The organism is Bradyrhizobium sp. 22, assembly GCF_000482425.1.
Taxonomy (GTDB): domain Bacteria; phylum Pseudomonadota; class Alphaproteobacteria; order Rhizobiales; family Xanthobacteraceae; genus Bradyrhizobium; species Bradyrhizobium japonicum_B.
Genome location: NZ_KI519399.1, coordinates 2,198,750 through 2,215,735 on the forward strand (window position 1 = coordinate 2,198,750; position 16,986 = coordinate 2,215,735).

At 65.7% G+C, this 16,986-nt stretch carries 10 protein-coding genes; 6 read left to right on the top strand and 4 right to left on the bottom strand.

Translation table 11 applies throughout. The features are described from left to right. The first annotated feature begins 15 nt into the window (after nt 1-15). The 6 genes from K410_RS0111755 (at nt 16) to K410_RS0111780 (ending at nt 12,485) form a co-directional block, all read left to right on the top strand. A complete protein-coding gene (locus tag K410_RS0111755; RefSeq protein WP_028135032.1) occupies nt 16-504 on the top strand; it encodes a hypothetical protein in 489 nt (162 codons plus the stop codon). After that, complete coding sequence (gene pks2, locus K410_RS36765; RefSeq protein WP_210164235.1) at nt 501-6,833, top strand: sulfolipid-1 biosynthesis phthioceranic/hydroxyphthioceranic acid synthase; 6,333 nt, start codon at nt 501-503, stop codon at nt 6,831-6,833. The genes K410_RS0111755 and pks2 overlap by 4 nt, the downstream gene beginning before the upstream one ends. After that, nucleotides 6,826-8,250 (top strand): condensation domain-containing protein, encoded by a 1,425-nt coding sequence (locus K410_RS36770; protein WP_196236013.1) that lies wholly within the window; start codon nt 6,826-6,828, stop codon nt 8,248-8,250. Before pks2 ends, K410_RS36770 begins: the two co-directional genes overlap by 8 nt. A gap of 8 nt (nt 8,251-8,258) precedes the next feature. Further along, the gene (locus K410_RS0111770) at nt 8,259-9,629 is read left to right on the top strand and encodes a WS/DGAT/MGAT family O-acyltransferase (protein ID WP_155253353.1); all 1,371 of its coding nucleotides are present in this window, start codon (nt 8,259-8,261) and stop codon (nt 9,627-9,629) included. Further along, complete coding sequence (locus tag K410_RS0111775; protein ID WP_028135034.1) at nt 9,622-11,001, top strand: hypothetical protein; 1,380 nt, start codon at nt 9,622-9,624, stop codon at nt 10,999-11,001. Before K410_RS0111770 ends, K410_RS0111775 begins: the two co-directional genes overlap by 8 nt. A 461-nt stretch (nt 11,002-11,462) precedes the next feature. Further along, entirely contained in the window at nt 11,463-12,485 is a 1,023-nt protein-coding gene (locus K410_RS0111780) for a hypothetical protein (RefSeq protein ID WP_049820018.1), read from the top strand. A 55-nt stretch (nt 12,486-12,540) separates the two neighbouring features. Here the strand turns inward: K410_RS0111780 and K410_RS0111785 are convergent, their stop codons facing one another. The 4 genes from K410_RS0111785 to K410_RS0111800 are packed head-to-tail and all read right to left on the bottom strand — an operon-like array spanning nt 12,541 to nt 16,855. Further along, nucleotides 12,541-13,707: an ABC transporter permease gene (locus tag K410_RS0111785; RefSeq protein ID WP_028135036.1), complete on the bottom strand. Its 1,167-nt coding sequence runs from the start codon at nt 13,705-13,707 to the stop codon at nt 12,541-12,543. 2 nt (nt 13,708-13,709) lie between these two features. Then, nucleotides 13,710-14,870 (bottom strand): ABC transporter permease, encoded by a 1,161-nt coding sequence (locus tag K410_RS0111790; RefSeq protein WP_028135037.1) that lies wholly within the window; start codon nt 14,868-14,870, stop codon nt 13,710-13,712. A 9-nt stretch (nt 14,871-14,879) separates the two neighbouring features. Continuing rightward, on the bottom strand, nt 14,880-15,596 hold the full coding sequence (locus K410_RS0111795; RefSeq protein WP_028135038.1) for an ABC transporter ATP-binding protein: 717 nt from the start codon (nt 15,594-15,596) through the stop codon (nt 14,880-14,882). An 11-nt stretch (nt 15,597-15,607) separates the two neighbouring features. Beyond that, complete coding sequence (locus tag K410_RS0111800; protein WP_049820019.1) at nt 15,608-16,855, bottom strand: efflux RND transporter periplasmic adaptor subunit; 1,248 nt, start codon at nt 16,853-16,855, stop codon at nt 15,608-15,610. Between the last annotated feature and the right edge of the window lie 131 nt (nt 16,856-16,986).

Below are 16,986 nucleotides of genomic sequence, written 5' to 3' on the forward strand. Positions count from 1 at the left end.
GACGAAACCGGCCCGGTGCATCTGGCGCTGGTTCACACCGGGACGATGCTCCATGTCGTCGCCGACCGGCACCTAACCGCGCTCGACCGCCTGGCCCTGGCGACCAAGAGCTCCTCAGAGTTCGGTCTTGGACAGGCATCGGCCGACGACAAGAAAGCATTCCGGGGCTTGGCGCTGCTGGGCGCCCACGATGTCATCGCGGGACACAAGCTGCTCTTCCCGCGCGCACGATCTTCTCTCCTATCGACACGCTGTCCGTCGAGCGAGCCGGGTAGCACGGTGATCACATTTCCGCAGCTCTGCTGTCGATGGCGTTCATCGCAGCGGGGTTACCGGCCAAGCCGCGTGCGCGCCGATGCCGGCCGCGACGCCGCCTGGCGCGCAAAGATCGGCAATCACCGCCCGATCGATTTGCCACGTGACGATGACGCGCCCAGGATCCCCGTCAGTGCAGCCGACGGCAGTCTGCGGGCTGGACGATCGATCGAGGGATCAATAACGTGATCCGGCATGTATTGATTTGGATCGATAAATCTTACAAAAACAAGGTCTTGATTGTGACTGCGATTGCTGTCGTCGGCATCGGCTGCAGGCTTCCGGGACATATCAACTCCCCGGACGCCTTGTGGGGGGCGCTCCTGGCAGGCGCCGACCTCGTTGGGGAGATTCCGCCGCAGCGCTGGAATGCCGACGATGACTACGAGCCTGTCGCAGGCGTGGCGGGCCGCTCGGTTTCGCGCTGGGGCGCTTTCCTCGACGATCCGTCGGGCTTCGATCATCGCTTTTTCGGCATCGGCGAACCCGAGGCCCTCGCCATGGATCCGCAGCACCGGCTGCTGCTCGAGGTCACCTGGGAGGCCGCCGAACATTCCGGTCGTGATCCGCGCCGCCTGTTCGGGACCGACGCCGGTGTGTTCTTCGGCCTCTCGCATCAGGACTACATGCAGGTCACGCGTGACGCGGGCGCAATGGGCCTCGCCTACGCTTTCACGGGAACGCCCTTCAGCATGGCGTCGGGACGGGTCGCCCATGCGATGGGGCTCACGGGTCCTGCCATCAGCATGGACACGGCCTGCTCGTCCAGTCTCGTCGCCGTGCACGCGGCTCGGCGCAGCCTGCTCGCGCGCGAGTGCCACGTTGCGTTTGCCGGCGGGGCCATGTTGATGTTCTCGCCCACGACATTCGCCTCGGCGTCAGGGCTCGGCATGCTGTCGCCGACAGGGCGATGTCACGCGTTTGACGCGCGTGCCGACGGCTTCGTGCGCGCCGAAGGCGTTGGGGTGGTGATGCTCAAGCGATTGAGCGACGCCCTGCGCGATAGCGATCGCGTGCTCGCGGTCATCCGCGGTAGCGCCGTCAACCAGGACGGACGCACACACAACATATTGGCGCCTTCCCGCGCGGCCCAGATCGCGGTGATCGATCGCGCGCTGGCCGAGGCGCAGGTCGATCCCTCGTCAGTCGGCATGATCGAGGCGCACGGCACCGGCACGCCGGTGGGCGATACCGAGGAGTACCAAAGTCTCTCATCGCGCTATGGGCGACAGTCGCCCTGTGCTCTGGGCTCGCTCAAGAGCAACCTTGGCCACGCGGAATCGGCGGCGGGCGTCCTGGGTCTGATCAAAGCGACGCTCGCGCTCTCACATGGCGTCGTGCCGCGGTCCCTTCACTTCCATCAGCTGCCTGCGCATCTCCAGCCAATCGAGACGCGGCTTTTCGTCCCCATGGACACCGCGCCCTGGCCCTCGACCGGCGCTGACGGACTCCGCCGCGCGGCCGTATCGTCTTACGGAATGTCGGGCACGAATGCCCACGTCGTGCTCGAGCAGGCGCCTCACGCGCCAGCTTCATCTTTCTCGCCGGGAGCCGCCGGAGCACATGGACAGCCGTGGTTGTTTCCGATGTCTTCGACCTCGCCGGAAGCGCTTCGCGTTTCGGCCGGGCGGCTTGCTGCTTGGCTGGATGCGAGTGGCGGGCGTCATCGCCCCAGTGACGTCGCGCGGACTCTCGCGTGCAGGCGCGGACACCGGCCGGTCCGGCACGCGCTCATTGCGACAACGCTCGCCGATCTGACAGCGCAATTGCGCGGGCTCGCGGTCGATCAGTCCGTCGATGCAGATTGGCCCGACCACGATGGAAGCGGTCCCGTCTTCGTGTTCTCCGGACAGGGCTCGCAATGGGACTCGATGGGCGCGGCGCTGCTCGACATCGACCCGGTCTTCGCCGGAATGGTTGGCGCCATTGAACCTCTGATTCAGACCCTCTGCGGCTTCTCGGTGACCGATGCCTTGCGTCGACCCGCGCAACTCGACGGCATCGAACGGATCCAGCCCGCCATTTTCACCATCCAGGTCGCATTGGCGGCGTCCTTGAAGGCCAAGGGGGTGGTGCCGTCGGCGGTGATCGGCCATTCGATGGGCGAAGCGTCCGCGGCAGTCGTGGCCGGCGCACTCTCGCTCGAAGACGGCGTGCGGGTGATCTGTCATCGCGCCATGCTGTGTCAAACGCTCGCTGGATCGGGTGCCATGGCCGTGGTCGGGATGACGCCGGCGGCGGTTCGCGACGATCTTGCGCGCCGGCGGATCGACGACGTCGAGATCGCCGTGCTGGCTGCGCCGGCCTCGACGGTGGTGGGGGGCGCTGCCGCGGCCGTGCAGCGCCTCGTCGCTGCCTGGCAGGCCGAGGGCCGGTACGCCCGCGAGGTCGCGGTCGATGTGGCTTCGCACACGTCGCAAGTGGAGCCGATCCTCGCGCTGCTGTCGGAGCGCCTTGCGGGAGTGACTGCGCACAGTCCGCGCACGCCGATGTACAGCACCGTGCTGCTTGATCCGCGCGAGACCCCTGTCTGCGATGGCGCTTACTGGATCGACAATCTTCGGCAGGCGGTCCGCTTCCGTCCGGCCGTGCAGGCGGCGCTCGAAGACGGGCACCGCGTATTCGTCGAGCTCTCGCCACATCCCATCGTGTCCCACGCGGTGTTGGAGAATGCTTCCGCAACGGACTTCGCCGTCCGCGCGCTTCCGTCGATGACCCGCGGCGAGCCCATGCACAACGGGCTTCTGGACCTGGTCGGCGCCATCTATGTCGCCGGCGCAGCGATCGATTTCAACGTCCTTTATCCGGATGGCCTGCTGCTCGACCTGCCGCTGCCGGCCTGGACGCACTATCCCCTGTTCCTTGCGCCGGCAACGCCGGCCGCAGCACCGCATCACCTGCCGTCGACGCATCCGCTGTTGAACGTCCACCGCGTCCTGCACGAGGAGCCGGAGCGCCACGTCTGGGCTTGCGAGGTTGGCCTCGATACCCATCCCTGGCTTGCGGATCACCGGGTGAACGGAACGCCGCTCTTCCCGGGCGCTGCCTTCTGTGAAATGGCGCTCGCTGCCGCGCGCACGGCCCTTGGCACTTCGCTCGTCGAGGTGCAGACCATCACATTCGACCACGCGTTGCGGTTGGAGCCATCGATGCCGATCGTCTGCACGGCAGTGCCGGGCCGAGCGGGCGAGCTGAATTTCAGGCTCGAGAGCCAAGCGAAGAGCGAAGCGCGGGTTCATGCAAGCGCCCGGCTTGCTGGCGCTACCTCTGCAAAGCAGCCGGCCGCGTACGACGTAGCCGCGCTGCGCGCCGCTCACGCGACGCCCGTCGCCGCGGACGAGGTGTGGCGGTGGTTCGACTCGCAGGGCATCCAGTACGGCTCGTCATTTCGCGCCTTGGCTCCGGGCTTGGCGTTGTCCGCCGACGGTGCGTCGCTCTTCGCGGATCTTCGGCTCCCGACCTCGTTCCGAACAAGCGCGCGGGGCTACACGATGCATCCCGTGCTGCTTGACGCGTGCTTCCAGACCGTCGGGGCTTTCGCCCGGGTGGTTTCGGAGACAAACGGGCGCCTGCTGCTGCCGCTCTCGGTGCGAAGCCTCCGGCTCCACCGCACGGACGCCGACGCCGCCCATTGCATGACCCGCCTGGTCGCGGTCGACGCTCTGCACGTCGAGGTGAACATCGATCTGCTCGACGCCTCCGGTCGCGTGCTGCTCAGTGTCGAGGGATTGGCAATGGGGAGCGGCGCGGTCGAACAACATGCCGATGCCGTCGCCTGCAACTCGCGCCTGCTCGACATCACCTGGCAATCATGGGACATCCCTCGTGCCACGGTCAGGCCGGAGGATGGTGCCTGGTTGCTGCTCGATGCCGATGATGCGGGACACCGCTTGATGCTGGACTTGGAACGAGGCCTGCGCGCGCAAGGGTTCAAGTCTCGCATCCTCAGCGGCGCCGCGGCGGGGAAGGGGGGCGCATGGTGCGGGCAGATCGAAGACGCTCTGCATCAGCATCGCCCCGGAGCTGTGGTGGTGGTCTTGCCACGCGGCAATGAGCCGGCGAGTCCCGACGTATCCCGGGCGAACATAAGCAGCCTGATCCACGTGGCCGACGCCTTGCGGCAATGCGAGCGGCGGCCGCGCCTCTTCGTCGTCACATGTATGGCGCAACGCGTCCTGCCGGACGACACCGTTCAGCTCGCCCATGCTGGTGTGCGTGGCTGGCTGCGAGCAATCGGCGCCGAGCTTCCCGTCCTCCATCCCACCCAGATCGACGTGAACCCGCATGCGGACGCGTCATTGCTTCGCGCTCAGCTGCTGAGCGGCTCGGACGAGGACGAAGCGGCGCTGCGCGGAGGAAGCGCGTATGTCGCACGACTGCAGCGAAGCCCGCTCAGTCACGCCGATCGCCGCATCGTGGACCGCGACGCGGCCCGCGATGGTCTTCGCCTGGAGATCCGCGTGCCCGGTGACCTTGAGAGCCTGGAGATGGCTGCCTTCGAGAGGCGTGCGCCGGGCGACGGTGAGGTGGAGGTCGTCGTCCATGCCACAAGCGTCAATTTCGCGGATGTGCTCGTCGCCCTTGGCCGCTATCCCTCACTTGATGGCGGTGCGCAGGGGCTTGGCCTGGACTTCGCCGGCATCGTCACTGCGGTCGGGCCTGGCGTTTCGGCCTTTCGCGTTGGCGACCGCGTGGCCGGGCTCTGCGGCGGGGGCGCCTGGGGCACGTATTTGACTTGCGATACGCGCCTGCTGGTCGCAATACCCCGCACGCTCACGGATGCCGAAGCGGCCGCCATTCTCACGACAAGTGCCACGGCGATGTATGGCCTCGAGGATCTGGCCCGGATCGGGCCTGGCGACAAGGTTCTCATTCATTCGGCGACGGGGGGCGTCGGCCAGGCGGCTGTGGCCATGGCCCGCGCGGCCGGTGCAGAGATATTTGCAACAGCGGGCTCCGAGGCGCGGCGAGCGCTGCTGCGCGCCGGCGGCATCCGCCACGTGTACGATTCTCGAACCGCGGCATTTGGCGAGCAGATCCGGCAGGACACGGCAGGGTACGGCGTCGACGTCGTTCTCAACTCACTCACGGGCGCGGCCCAGCGCGCCGGCCTGGGACTGCTCGCGGCCGGCGGGCGCTTCATCGAGATCGGCAAGAAGGACATCTATGGGGGCACGTGGCTGGAACTGTCTCCGTTCAAGCGTAACCTTTCGTTCTTCGCTGTCGATCTAGCGCAGATGTGCACGACGGCTCCGGCCCGCGTGCAGGCACTGCTCTCGCGAGTCATGCGCCTCGTCGCGGAGGAGCAGCTGCCCCTGCCTGATATCGCGACCTATTCTCTCGCCGAAGCGGCTGACGCCATTCGCGTTGTTGGCGGCGCCGGTCACACCGGAAAGCTCGTGCTCACCGTTCCAGCGTCCGGCCGTTTCCGCGTGCCGGCTGCGCCGGAGCGGTTCATACCGTTCAGACCCGATGGTGCATACATCGTCACCGGCGGCCTTGGCGGGCTCGGCCTGTTCCTCGCTGATGCGATGTCCGCAGCGGGAGCCGGTCGCATCATCCTCAATGCGCGCACCAAGCCCGCCGACGCGGCGTCGGGCGTGCTGAACGCGATGAAAGCACGGGGCACCGAAGTCCAGGTGATAAGCGCCGATATCGCGGAGCCATCGACCGCACGGCACGTTGCCGGGGCTGCTACGGCGACTGGCCTGCCGCTGCGAGGTGTCCTGCACGCTGCAGCCGTCGTCGAGGATGGCATCCTCTCCTCCGTGACAGACGAGAAGCTGCATCGAAACTGGGCGCCCAAGGTCGAAGGCGCCTGGCATTTGCACGCGGCGACGCTGAAGCACCAACTCGACTGGTTTTGCTGTTTCTCCTCGGTTGCGGCGCTGTTCGGTTCGCCTGGGCAGTCCGCGTATGCCGCCGCCAACGGGTGGCTCGACACATTCACGCGATGGCGGCGCGCCCAGGGGCTGCCGTCCTCGGCGATCGCCTGGGCGGCGTGGGCGGATATCGGTGCCGGTGCGCATCTTTCGGCCCGCGGCGATGCGCGAATGATCGAGCCGCGCGACGGTGCTTACGCATTCGAGACGCTGCTGCGGCACGACCGCTTGTATGCCGCATACACCCATCTCGACGGCACCCCGTGGCTGACGTCGCTCGCCGCGCGGAGCCCGTTCGCGGCGGCGATGTCGCAGGCCGCAGAGGCAAAAGCCGAACCGGCGCGCCGCCTGCGCACGGAGTTGAGACGCGCGCCGCCCGACGAGCGGCCGGCCCTGCTGAGGCGTCTGATCATCGAGCATCTCGGTGTCATCTTGCGCCGCACGGTGAATCCGGACCGCTCGTTCTTCGATTACGGCCTCGACTCGCTCGGGACGCTCCAGCTGCTGATTGCGCTCGAGGCCGACACCGGCATCCGGCTCCGTTCCGTGAACGTGACGACCGTGCGTGCACTCGCGGACACGCTGAGTGCCGCCATGCAGAGATTGCAGCCAGCCGGAGCAGATGCCCGTGACTGATCTGCGTCCTTTGCACGATTGGTCAGGGCCGCCGGCGGTGCTGACGCTCTGGCGTCCGTCTGCTGCGTCGATGGAGCGTGCGAAACGCGCGCCGGTGTCCCCCGTATTGCCGAGCTACGAGCAGGAGCAGCATCTATACGCCTTCCGCGCCTGTGAGCTGCGGCACGAGGCGATGGCCCGGCTGCTCGTCGTCGTGTGGGACGAGCCCGGGCGGTGTGACCTCAGAGCCATGACGCATGTGGTGACTGCACATGTGCGCAGGCACGACACCTATCACAGCTGGTTCGAAGAGCTTGGCGGAGCAATCGTACGGCACGTACTCCCGGACCCCGCGGCCATCCAGATGGAGCCTTCGACGCTGGGGGAGGCATGCGCGGAGGATTGGCAGAAACATGTCATGGCAACTCCATCACCGTTTGCATGGGATTGCTTTCGGTTCGGCATTCTTCAGCGCGCGAGCGGGTTCACTTGCTTCGCAAGCATCGACCATCTGCACGCCGATGCGACCATCATAGCGTTCCTGATGACGGAGATCCGCTCGGCCTATCGCGCCGTGCTCGACGGCGAGAGGCCGCTTCAGCTGGGGTCGCCGGGAAGCTATCTGGACTACTGCAGCAGTCAGCGCCAGCGGGCGGCCGCGACGAATCTGGCGGATCCTGAGGTGAGCCGATGGATCGCGTTCCTGCACCGCAACGGCGGCCGGATGCCCACTTTCGCCTTGCCGCTCGGTGTGCCGGAGGATCGCTATCACGCTGAGTACCTGCATATGGACATCCTCGAAGACACCGTCATGGACGCATTCGAGTCCGCGTGCCATGCTGCCGGCGCGCGGGCGATCGGCGGTCTGCTGGCGTGCGCAGCGCTGACCGAACAGGAATTGGCTGGCCGCTCGCACTACAGTGTCGTCACGCCCACGACGACGCGAAGATCGCCAAAGGCTTTCAGAACGAGCGGTTGGTGCGTGGGAGTGGTGCCAATCGACTTCGACGTGCAACAGCGAAGGTTTCCTGGACTTGCCTTCACGGCCCAGCGCAACTTTGACGAACGGATGAGCCTGGCCGAGCTGCCGATCGAGCTCGTGCTGGAGCTGGCGGCCGGATTGCCGACGGTCGGGTCCGTTGCCTCAGGTGGCGTCATGCTATCCTATGTGGATGTGAACGTTCCTCCGCTCAGCGCGCAGATTGCCCGCGAATGGCATCAGGCGAATGGGAGGGTCTATATCAACCAGGGCGTCGCCGCGCAGGTTGCGATCTGGTTGTTCCGTACGCAGCGTGGGCTCTCGCTCACGGCGGCCTATCCAGCCAACGAGACGGCCCGGGCATCGATGCACCGCTATGTCAAGGCGTTTGCGGGCGCATGCCGCCGGGCCGCCGAGGCATTGCTGCCGACGTACTCCGATGTCGGTCGTGAACGATGACGCAGGCGATGGCGCACCCGGCGAACGTGTCGAGCATGTCGCCGGCATTCTTGTCCTTCGCAGATCAGGCCATTTATCTCGCTCATGTCGCGCGCGGGCAGCACGCGGTCATTCAGGTGCTGTGGCGCTACCTGCGGCCTGTAGACGTCGGCGCCTTGACGAGGTTTCGTGACAATCTCGCGCATGGTCATCTGGCACGGCTGATCCGGCCGGCGCTGCTTCCGTTCGGACGGCACCAATGGGTCAGCGCGCCGCCGCCGTCGGCTGCCATAGCGGCCGCGGTGGCGCCGCTTAACGCCGGGGCGATACAGGCGTGGGCTGACGCGCAGGTGGAGCTTCCATTGGATCCCGTGCGCGGACCGGCATGGACCTTGACATCCCAGGGCTTCACCGATGGCTCCACGGTGGTCTCGCTTGTCGTGTCGCACTGCGTCGCAGATGGGCTGACGGTTGCATTGGCCGTGAGCGAGGCAGCGCACGGAGGACGGCGTGTACCAATCTATCCGGGAATCCGGACGGCGCGGCGTGCTGCGACAGCGCTGGGCGCCGAACTCCAGCGCATCGTGCGTGACGCGCCAGCGACATTTCGAGCGCTCGGCCAGTTGGCCCGTACGGCATCGACCTCGCTCGGCACGTCCAACACACCCGCCGCATCGCCGGTGGTGACAGCTGCAGATGACCAGACGGTCGTGTTTCCGTCGGCCTTCATACGCGTGCCGACGTCAGTTTGGGACGCCAAAGCACGGAGCCGCGGCGCCAACCGGCTCACGCTTCTGGCCGCGATAACTGCGGCGTTCGCCGAGGCGCTCGGTCGCGTCCGAGACGATGATGTGACTCTGTTGTTTCCCGTGAACCGGCGCGAAGGTCTGTCGCACACCGGCGGGAACGACGTCGCGCTTGCCACATTGAAGGTGCGTGTCGACGAACTGCGTGGGCGCTTGCATCCGTTGCAACGGCGTCTGCGGGCTGCGCTGCTGCGGACGAGACAGGAGCCGAATCGACTTGCCGCGCTGCTGCCCTTGGTGCCCTTTGTGCCTCAGCACGCCTTTTCCGCCGCCAGCCATCTGGCGCTTGGCGCGCTCGCCGACCTGCCTGTCACGTGTTCAAACTTGGGAATCTTGCCCAGGGACGTGCTCCAGATCGATGGCAGCGAAGCTGATCGAATCTGCTTTCGCGGCATCGACCGTCCGACCGCGCGGCGCGCGATCGAGGCACGTCAAGGCGTGGCGACGCTCTTCGCCGGCGTCATACCGGGATTTATCGCGCTGAGCTTCGTTGCCTACCAGCCAGGCGTGATAACGGAGCCTCAGCATCTTCGTGCGCTCGTCGAGCGGCTTTTGGCGGACTACGAACTGGCTGGCGAGTTTTTCGATGCTTGAGACGAGTATCACCAAAGCCCGTCTACACGCGCGGCACCGCCTCGCCTGGATGGACCAACTTGCGTACGAATTGTTCAGGGTCACCGGCCGCAGCCAGTTGATGCAATGCCTCTGGCTGTACGACCGGGACGTGAACCGCGCTGCACTGGTGCAAACACATGAACGGCTCAGCTCTTTGTCCTTTAATCGGCTCATTGAGCCGTCATCCTTGCCATGGGGCAGGCCTCGCTGGGTGGCCGGGACGTCCATTCCGTTCGAGCAGAGTTCGGGTCTGTTGCCACGATCGCGGCTGCTGCATTGGGCAAACCAGCACGCGCGCGCGCCTGTAGACCCCATCATCGGTCCCGCCGGGCGAATGGCGATCCAGGCCTTCGACGATGGCAGCACGGCCGTGAGCATCGTCGGATCCCATTTGGTGCTCGACGGAATGGGAGCTTTGCGCGTCATCGCGGCTGCCGTGCACGGAACTGGCGTCCAAAATCCCTACATGCGCAAAGGCGCTCGCGGGCGGCTTTCCGGGTGCCTGTCGGATGCGTGGCAGATCGTCGCCGATGCCCCGCAGACGATTGCCGCACTGGCTCGGATTGCTCAGCCGCAATGGGTGAGGCACGCCGCTCCAGGAAAGGGCCCAGCCCTTACAACAGCAGCAGCAACTCAGGCCTCATCAACGATCGTAGAACTCCCCGCTGTTGCAGTGACAGTCGACTCGCGTGTCTGGTCCGCGTGCGAGCAGCGGCTTGGTGGGGACAAGAGTACGTTGTTGCGGGGCTTCGTGGCGTCCTTGGCGTCCCGTCTGGGGCGGCGCCGTTTTTCGGATGGCGCGATCAGCCTGCTTGTCCCGAGAAGCCGAAGGCGTGGGCTGGCCGACGACCGAGCGCTGGCAATCGAATTCCATATGATGAACGTCGCGCCTGAGGGCCTGAGCACGAATCTGAAGCCTTTGAATGCAGCGAGGGCGCTGCGCCGTGGCGCCAGGAGAAGTCAAACCGATGTACTAAATTCATTGCTTCCTGCCGTAGCCTGGATGCCCCGCACTGCGGCAAAGACGCTTGTAGACCGGTTTTTCGATTACGCCGGTGAGCTGCCGGTCAGCTGCTCCGACCTGGGAATGCTGCCGGAAGGGCTCGGGTGCATCGATGGCGCTCCATGTCGGCAAGTGCTGACACGCGCTGTGGATGTCAACGTCACACGCGGGGAGCTCGAGCGCTCCCATGGTCACCTCGTCGTCGTGGCCTCCCGCTACGCCGAGGAGGTTTGTCTGTGTATCGAGGCTTGCCAGTTGCACCCCACACTCACCACGGTCGACGAACTTCGCCTGCTGGTCTGTCGAACGCTCGCCGATTTTGAACTGGAGGGGGACATTGAGGCCTGATCCCGCCGCCTGTCGCGAACCGGTATGACATGCAAACTGCCAACAACTGAAGATATGCCCATGATCGACGACGGTCCTACCGTGCCGAAAAATGCCAGGAATCTCGAGGATTGAGCACTTCTTCTGCCAGCAAAGAGCGGCGCGGATCCACCGGCAGGTCCAGCGACCCCGACGCCGGGGCGGATCACGTTCTGTGCTACATGGATCAGGCCTCATTCGTTGGATTGCGGGCGCTTGGGCGCGGGCCAACTCTGCAAGTCACCTGGCTATATCCTCACACGATCGATGAGGCCGCCGTGACGCAATTCAGCCAGCGACTCGCTCAGGGGGTGCTGGGACGCCTCCTGCAGCGTTCACCCTTGCCTTGGGGACGGCATCGCTGGGTGGCGAACTCTGCACCAGGCCCGATCACGTGGTTCAGCGATCCGCTCCCCCGGAAGTCTCTCCCCGAGTTGCGGGGTGTGCTGCTCGAGCAACCGGTGGATCCCGAGTATGGGCCTGGCTGGCGTCTGGTCGTCCAGGCGCTAGAGGACGGTGGCTGCGCGCTGACGATGTTGGTGTCGCACACGATCGCCGACATGCAAGCCACCGGCGAGGCCATCGCCGACGCGGTGGCTGGTCGTCGTGTCGATTACGGGCACCCCGCGCCGTCCTGGCGATGGTCTCCGGTGATGCTGGCACGCGACGGCATCGAGAGCTTGCGCGCCCTGCCGGGTGTTTGGCGCGCCATGGGGGCTCTCGCGCGACGGTCGCGCGAGAAGAGGGCGCGTTCGAACTCTCCCGCGCGAAGCCGGAGCCCGCTCGAGCCGGCCATGGCCCTGCCGCTGGTGCAGGTGGTTATGGACGCAGGAGCGTGCCAACGGCGCGCGTCGGATCTGGGCGTTGCGAGCAACACGCTGATCTTGGCATTCGCGGCGCGGCTCGCTTTCCGAATGGGCCGCTTAGACGCATCAGGACGTGTGAAGCTGGTGCTGCCCGTCAGCGACCGCCATTCGCAGGACCGGCGCGGCAACGCGTTGCGGTCGATCACGGTGATGGCAGACCCCGATTCTTGCGGCAATGATCCGCGCCCCTTGCAGCGCGACGTCAAGGCCGCACTGGCCTCGCTGATCCGGAACGGCGACGATGTGTCGCCGCTGTTTCCGCTGGTTCCCTATGTGCCGCTGTGGCTGGCGCGCCGTCTGGAACGGGAGGCGCTCGGGGCGGACCTGCCCGTTGGATGCAGCGTCGGCGAATTGCCGCCCGACGTGAACCGCCCCTTCGGCGAAGCATCGCTTCTGCAGGTTTCTGTCTTGGAGCGCTATACAGCTTCGGAGCTCAAGCGGCTCGACGGCGTGCTGTTCGTGGCGTGCTGCCGTGTCGGCGAGCGGCTATTCGCGACCGTGTCCGGATACACGCCGGACCGCATAACAACCCGTACCCAGTTGGCGCCTTTCGTGCGCGATGCGCTCGCGGATATGTCCATATGCGGGACGGTGAGTTGACGACAACCGGCCAACAACAATATTGCGCCACAATAAGGATTAGGCAGCCGAGCGCTCAAGCGACGCGTAGCGCGTCGACGATCTTCATGCGGGCGGCGCGCACGGCCGGCAGGAAACCTCCGAGGAAGCCCATCACGAGGGCGAAGACCAGCGACCGCAGGACGATGCCGGGCGTTAGCACAAACCGAAACGCAAGCTCGGAGAGCGACGTCCAGTTCAGTGTCGTGATCTTCACCTGCGTCATCAGTGACGCCAACAAGATTCCAACGACCCATCCGATCAGCGAAAGCAGCAGCGCCTCGACGAGGAATGCAACCAAGATCCGCGAGCGCCGAAATCCGAGCGCGCGCAGCACTCCGACCTCCATCATGCGGCTGGCCACGGCCGCGTACATCGTAATCGTCGCGCCGATGACTGCGCCGAGCGAGAACATCCCCGAAAGCGTGAGCCCGAGAACCTGAATGAACCCTGAGAGCAGGCGTGACTGTTCCTCATAGAAGATGCGCTCGCGCTTGGCCTCGATGGTGAGGCGGGGATCCGCTTCGAGGCGCGCCTTGAGGGTGTCGAAGCCGGAACGATCGGCGAGCCGTACCGTGATCGACGAGAAGAAGTCGCGTCGGAACGATTGCATGAGCTGCTCGCTGTCACCCCAGATCTCGGAATCGAACCCGCTGCCGCCCGCGTCGAACCGTCCCACGATCTTCCACTCCCGCTGGGCAAACCGGAGGCTCGATCCAATCTCGATGTCTTCGAAGCGCCCCGCGAGGGCCCGGCCAATGACGATCTCGTTCGACCCCGGGCGAAACATGCGCCCCTCGGCGATCTGAACGTGCGGACGCACGGCGAGGGCGGCCGGACCGACGCCGCGGATCAACAGGTTGCTCGCCTGCCTGGTCTTGCGCCTTGGCTGCGCGATCAAAACCGCCACTTCCTTCGATACCAGCGGCGCTCCTTCGGCTCCGATGACGATTTCGGGCTGGCTTTCGATGATCCTGGCCTGCCGGCGATCGATCAAACTCTGGATCTCGACTTCCGCAGAGCGGCGCACGAAGATGACGTTCGTGTCTTCGCCGGTCGCGACCAGCGTCTGCTTCAGTCCGGAGTCGAGCATGAGCACGGCGGCGTAGACGAAGACCACGAGGGCCATGCCGGTCGCGGTAAGCAAATTGGTGAGCTTGCGCTCCTGCAGGTTTCGCAAGCTGTAGGAGAGCAGCAGCGGCATGATCAGCCCAACGCCCGAAGGCCGTCGACGATGCGGACACGGGCTGCCCGGCGCATCGGCCAGAGTGCGGCGAGAATCCCGACCACCAACGCTGCAAGTGCCTGCAGCATGACGGTGTTGACGCTGACGAACAGGGTCGGGAACAGCGTTGCGGAGAGCTCGGCAAGGCGGGCGGCGACCGGGGGCGTAAGCGCGATGCCGATCGCGCCGCCGATCAACGCGATCAGGACGGATTCCCCGAGGATCAATCGCGCCACGTAGCCGGGACTGAAGCCGATGGCTTTCAGCGTGGCGTATTCGCGGAGCCGCTCGCGCGCCGTCATCGCCATGGTGTTCGCCATCACGGCCAGGATGATGAAGATCACCACGAAGGAGACGACACGAATGGAAATGAGGATCGCCTCGGTCTGCTTCACGAAGCCGATCTGGAACGCGCGCTCGGTCTCGGTGAGCGTCTCGGCCAGCGAGTTTCGAAACACTTCGTCGATGGCTTGGCTGACGTCTGCAACGCTGTCCAGGCTAACGACGTCGACCGCGAACACGCCCACCTGGTCGGCTTGTGCCTTCGAGCGCACACGCAGTGTCTCGTTCAGGTAGTCCCAGCGGAAGAACAGCTGCGAGGTGTCGGTTTTGGGATCCCGGCCATCGAAGACGCCGCAGATCACAAACTCCCAATTGCCGGGGAAGATGGTTCCGCGCAGCTGGATCACGTCGCCCGGCTTGAAGCCGTAGCGTTTGGCGAGCTTGCGCCCGACAATCGCACCGCGGCGCTCGCTCAGGAAGGCGCGCCGCACCTGGTCCGGCACCAGGAGCTCGGGGAACATGTCGAGATAGCTCGCGGCGTCGATCGCAAACTGGGGAAAGAAGTTTTTCGAATCCTTGTAGACGCCGCCGAACCAGCTCAAGTGGGTGACGCGCCGCACGCCTTCGACGGCGCTGATGCGCTTCTGATAGGATTTCGGCAGCGGAAGCGTAAAGGAGACGGCATTGCGGGTCAGCAGCCGCGAAGGAACGGCGCCATCCACGCCCGCATACCACGTCTTGACGACGGTCTGGAGCACGCCAAAGGCGAGGATCGCGACGATGAGACCGACGAGCGTCAGGGAGGTGCGGAGCCGGTGGCGCAAGACGTTGCGCGCCACGAGCGTGAGCCACTGGCTCATGGTCGGCACTCACTCAAGGCGCTGCTCCACGAGATAGGAGAGATCGCCCTTCTCCAGATTCATGATGCGTTTCGCATGCGCGGCGGCGCGGTGATCATGCGTGACCATCACGATCGTCTTGCCCATGTCGCGGTTGAGTCGCTGCATGATCTCGAGCACCTCCTTCGCCGACTGTCGGTCGAGGTCGCCCGTCGGCTCGTCGGCCACCAGCACCGTCGGGTCGGTGACGATCGCCCGCGCGATGGCGACGCGCTGCTGCTGTCCGCCGGAGAGTTCCGAGGGCAAATGTTTGACGCGATCGCTGAGGCCGACCAGGCTGAGCGCGAGCTGCGCGCGGTCCCGGCGGTCGCGCCGCCCCAGGCTGGTGAGCGTGAGAGGCAACTCGACGTTCTCGAGCGCCGTGAGCACGGGCATCAGATTGTAGAACTGGAAGATGAAGCCTACGTTCGCCGCGCGCCAGTCGGCGAGTTCGGCTTCCGGAAGGAGCGTGATGTCCTCGCCGCCCACCTTGATCGAGCCCTGATCCGGACTGTCGATGCCGGCGATCAGGTTGAGCATGGTCGACTTGCCCGACCCCGACGGGCCCATCAGGGCGAGGAACTCCTTGCGGCGGATGTCGAAGGTGAGTCTGGAGAGCACTGGGACGATCTGCGCGCCGCGGCGGTAGCTCTTGCTGACGTCGCTCAGCGCGATCAGCACGTCCTCTCCGGTCGGCCGGTCGGAGATGCGAAGCACGGTCACTTCGTGGCCTGCTTCACTGCGCGCCCGTCGACGAGATCTTCCAGCGGCCGGACCACGACACGCGTGCCGGCCTTGAGGTCGCGGACCTCGATCTGGTCGCCTATCTTCGCGCCGAGATCTACGGTCCGCAGACGGGCCTTGCCATCCTCGACGACATAGAGATGCTGGCGCCCATCGACCTCGAAGACGGCGGCCGCCGGCACGGCAAGCACGGGCTTGCGCTCTTTCTCCGATACCTCTCGCTCGAGGAAAGCCGCCTTTGCGCTCATGTCCGGAAGCATCCTTGGGTCGCGCTGCACGAACCGGATCTTCACGAGGGTCGACGCCTTGGCGCGATCCACGGTCGGCACCATCCGGCTGACCACGCCCTCGAAGCGCTCGCCGGGGATCGCGTCCAGCTGGATCTCGACCGGTTGCCCGGCGTGGATGCTCAGGTACGAGGACTCCGCCACGTCGGCTTCCACTTCCAGCGAGTCCATGTCCGCAATGGTGACGACCGCGCCTTTGGTGTCGACCGCCTGCGAGAACGGTGTGATGGTGTCGCCGACGTTGGCGTGGCGCGTGAGGACGACGCCGTCGAAGGGCGCCCGGATCTGGGTCTGTCCGACGGCAACTTCGGAGGCGCGCAGATTGGCCTGCGCCGCGGCGATGGCGGCCCCATATCCGCTAAACGCAGCGCGCGCCTTGGCGAGGCGTGCCTCGGCGGTTTCGCGCGTCGATTCGCTGATGATGTTCTTCTCGCCGAGGGCCTCGGAACGCTTGAAGGCGATTTCCGCCTGCGTCAGCTCCGCCCGCCCTTGGGCCAGGTTGGCTTCCGCAACCTGCACGTTGGCGGCCGCCTGGTCGCGCACTGCCACCGTGTCGCTGCTCTCGAGCCGGGCGATCACCTCGCCCTCGCGCACCTTGCTGCCTTCGAGCACACCGAGCCACTCGAGACGGCCTGTCGCCTTCGAGGCGACGGATGCCTTGCGTTGCGCAACGACGTAGCCGGTCGCGTTCAGCAGCGTCAGCGCCTGTGACGGATAGACGGAGTAGACCACCGCCGTCTCGACGATGATCTGCGCATGCCTGCGCCACAGCCACGTCGCGCCACCGATGCCGACGAGCAGGGCGAGGAGAAGCACGCGCCCCAGGATTTGGCGCATCCGTCGGCGGCGGCGCGAGCCGGCGCTACGATCGATTGCAAGCGCGGAAAGATCGGAGGCGTCGGGTGCGCCGTCGCTGAGGGCCTGGGGCAACGTCATGGCTTGATCATGGATTTCCGAGCAAAACAGCGCAGACTTTGAAGAAAATATCGTACTGAGAAAGCCGTAAGCCATGCGCTCGACCAGTGTCAATTAGCATGAAGGGCCCGCGCTTGACATCCATGATTTCG

What these genes read in the sequence shown, in the direction of transcription:
- K410_RS0111775 (WP_028135034.1), top strand. Translation starts at nt 9,622, where the DNA reads ATGCTTGAGACGAGTATCACCAAAGCCCGTCTACACGCGCGGCACCGC.
- K410_RS0111770 (WP_155253353.1), top strand. Translation starts at nt 8,259, where the DNA reads ATGGCGCACCCGGCGAACGTGTCGAGCATGTCGCCGGCATTCTTGTCC.
- K410_RS0111790 (WP_028135037.1), bottom strand. Translation starts at nt 14,870, where the DNA reads ATGAGCCAGTGGCTCACGCTCGTGGCGCGCAACGTCTTGCGCCACCGG.
- K410_RS0111785 (WP_028135036.1), bottom strand. Translation starts at nt 13,707, where the DNA reads ATGCCGCTGCTGCTCTCCTACAGCTTGCGAAACCTGCAGGAGCGCAAG.
- K410_RS0111800 (WP_049820019.1), bottom strand. Translation starts at nt 16,855, where the DNA reads ATGACGTTGCCCCAGGCCCTCAGCGACGGCGCACCCGACGCCTCCGAT.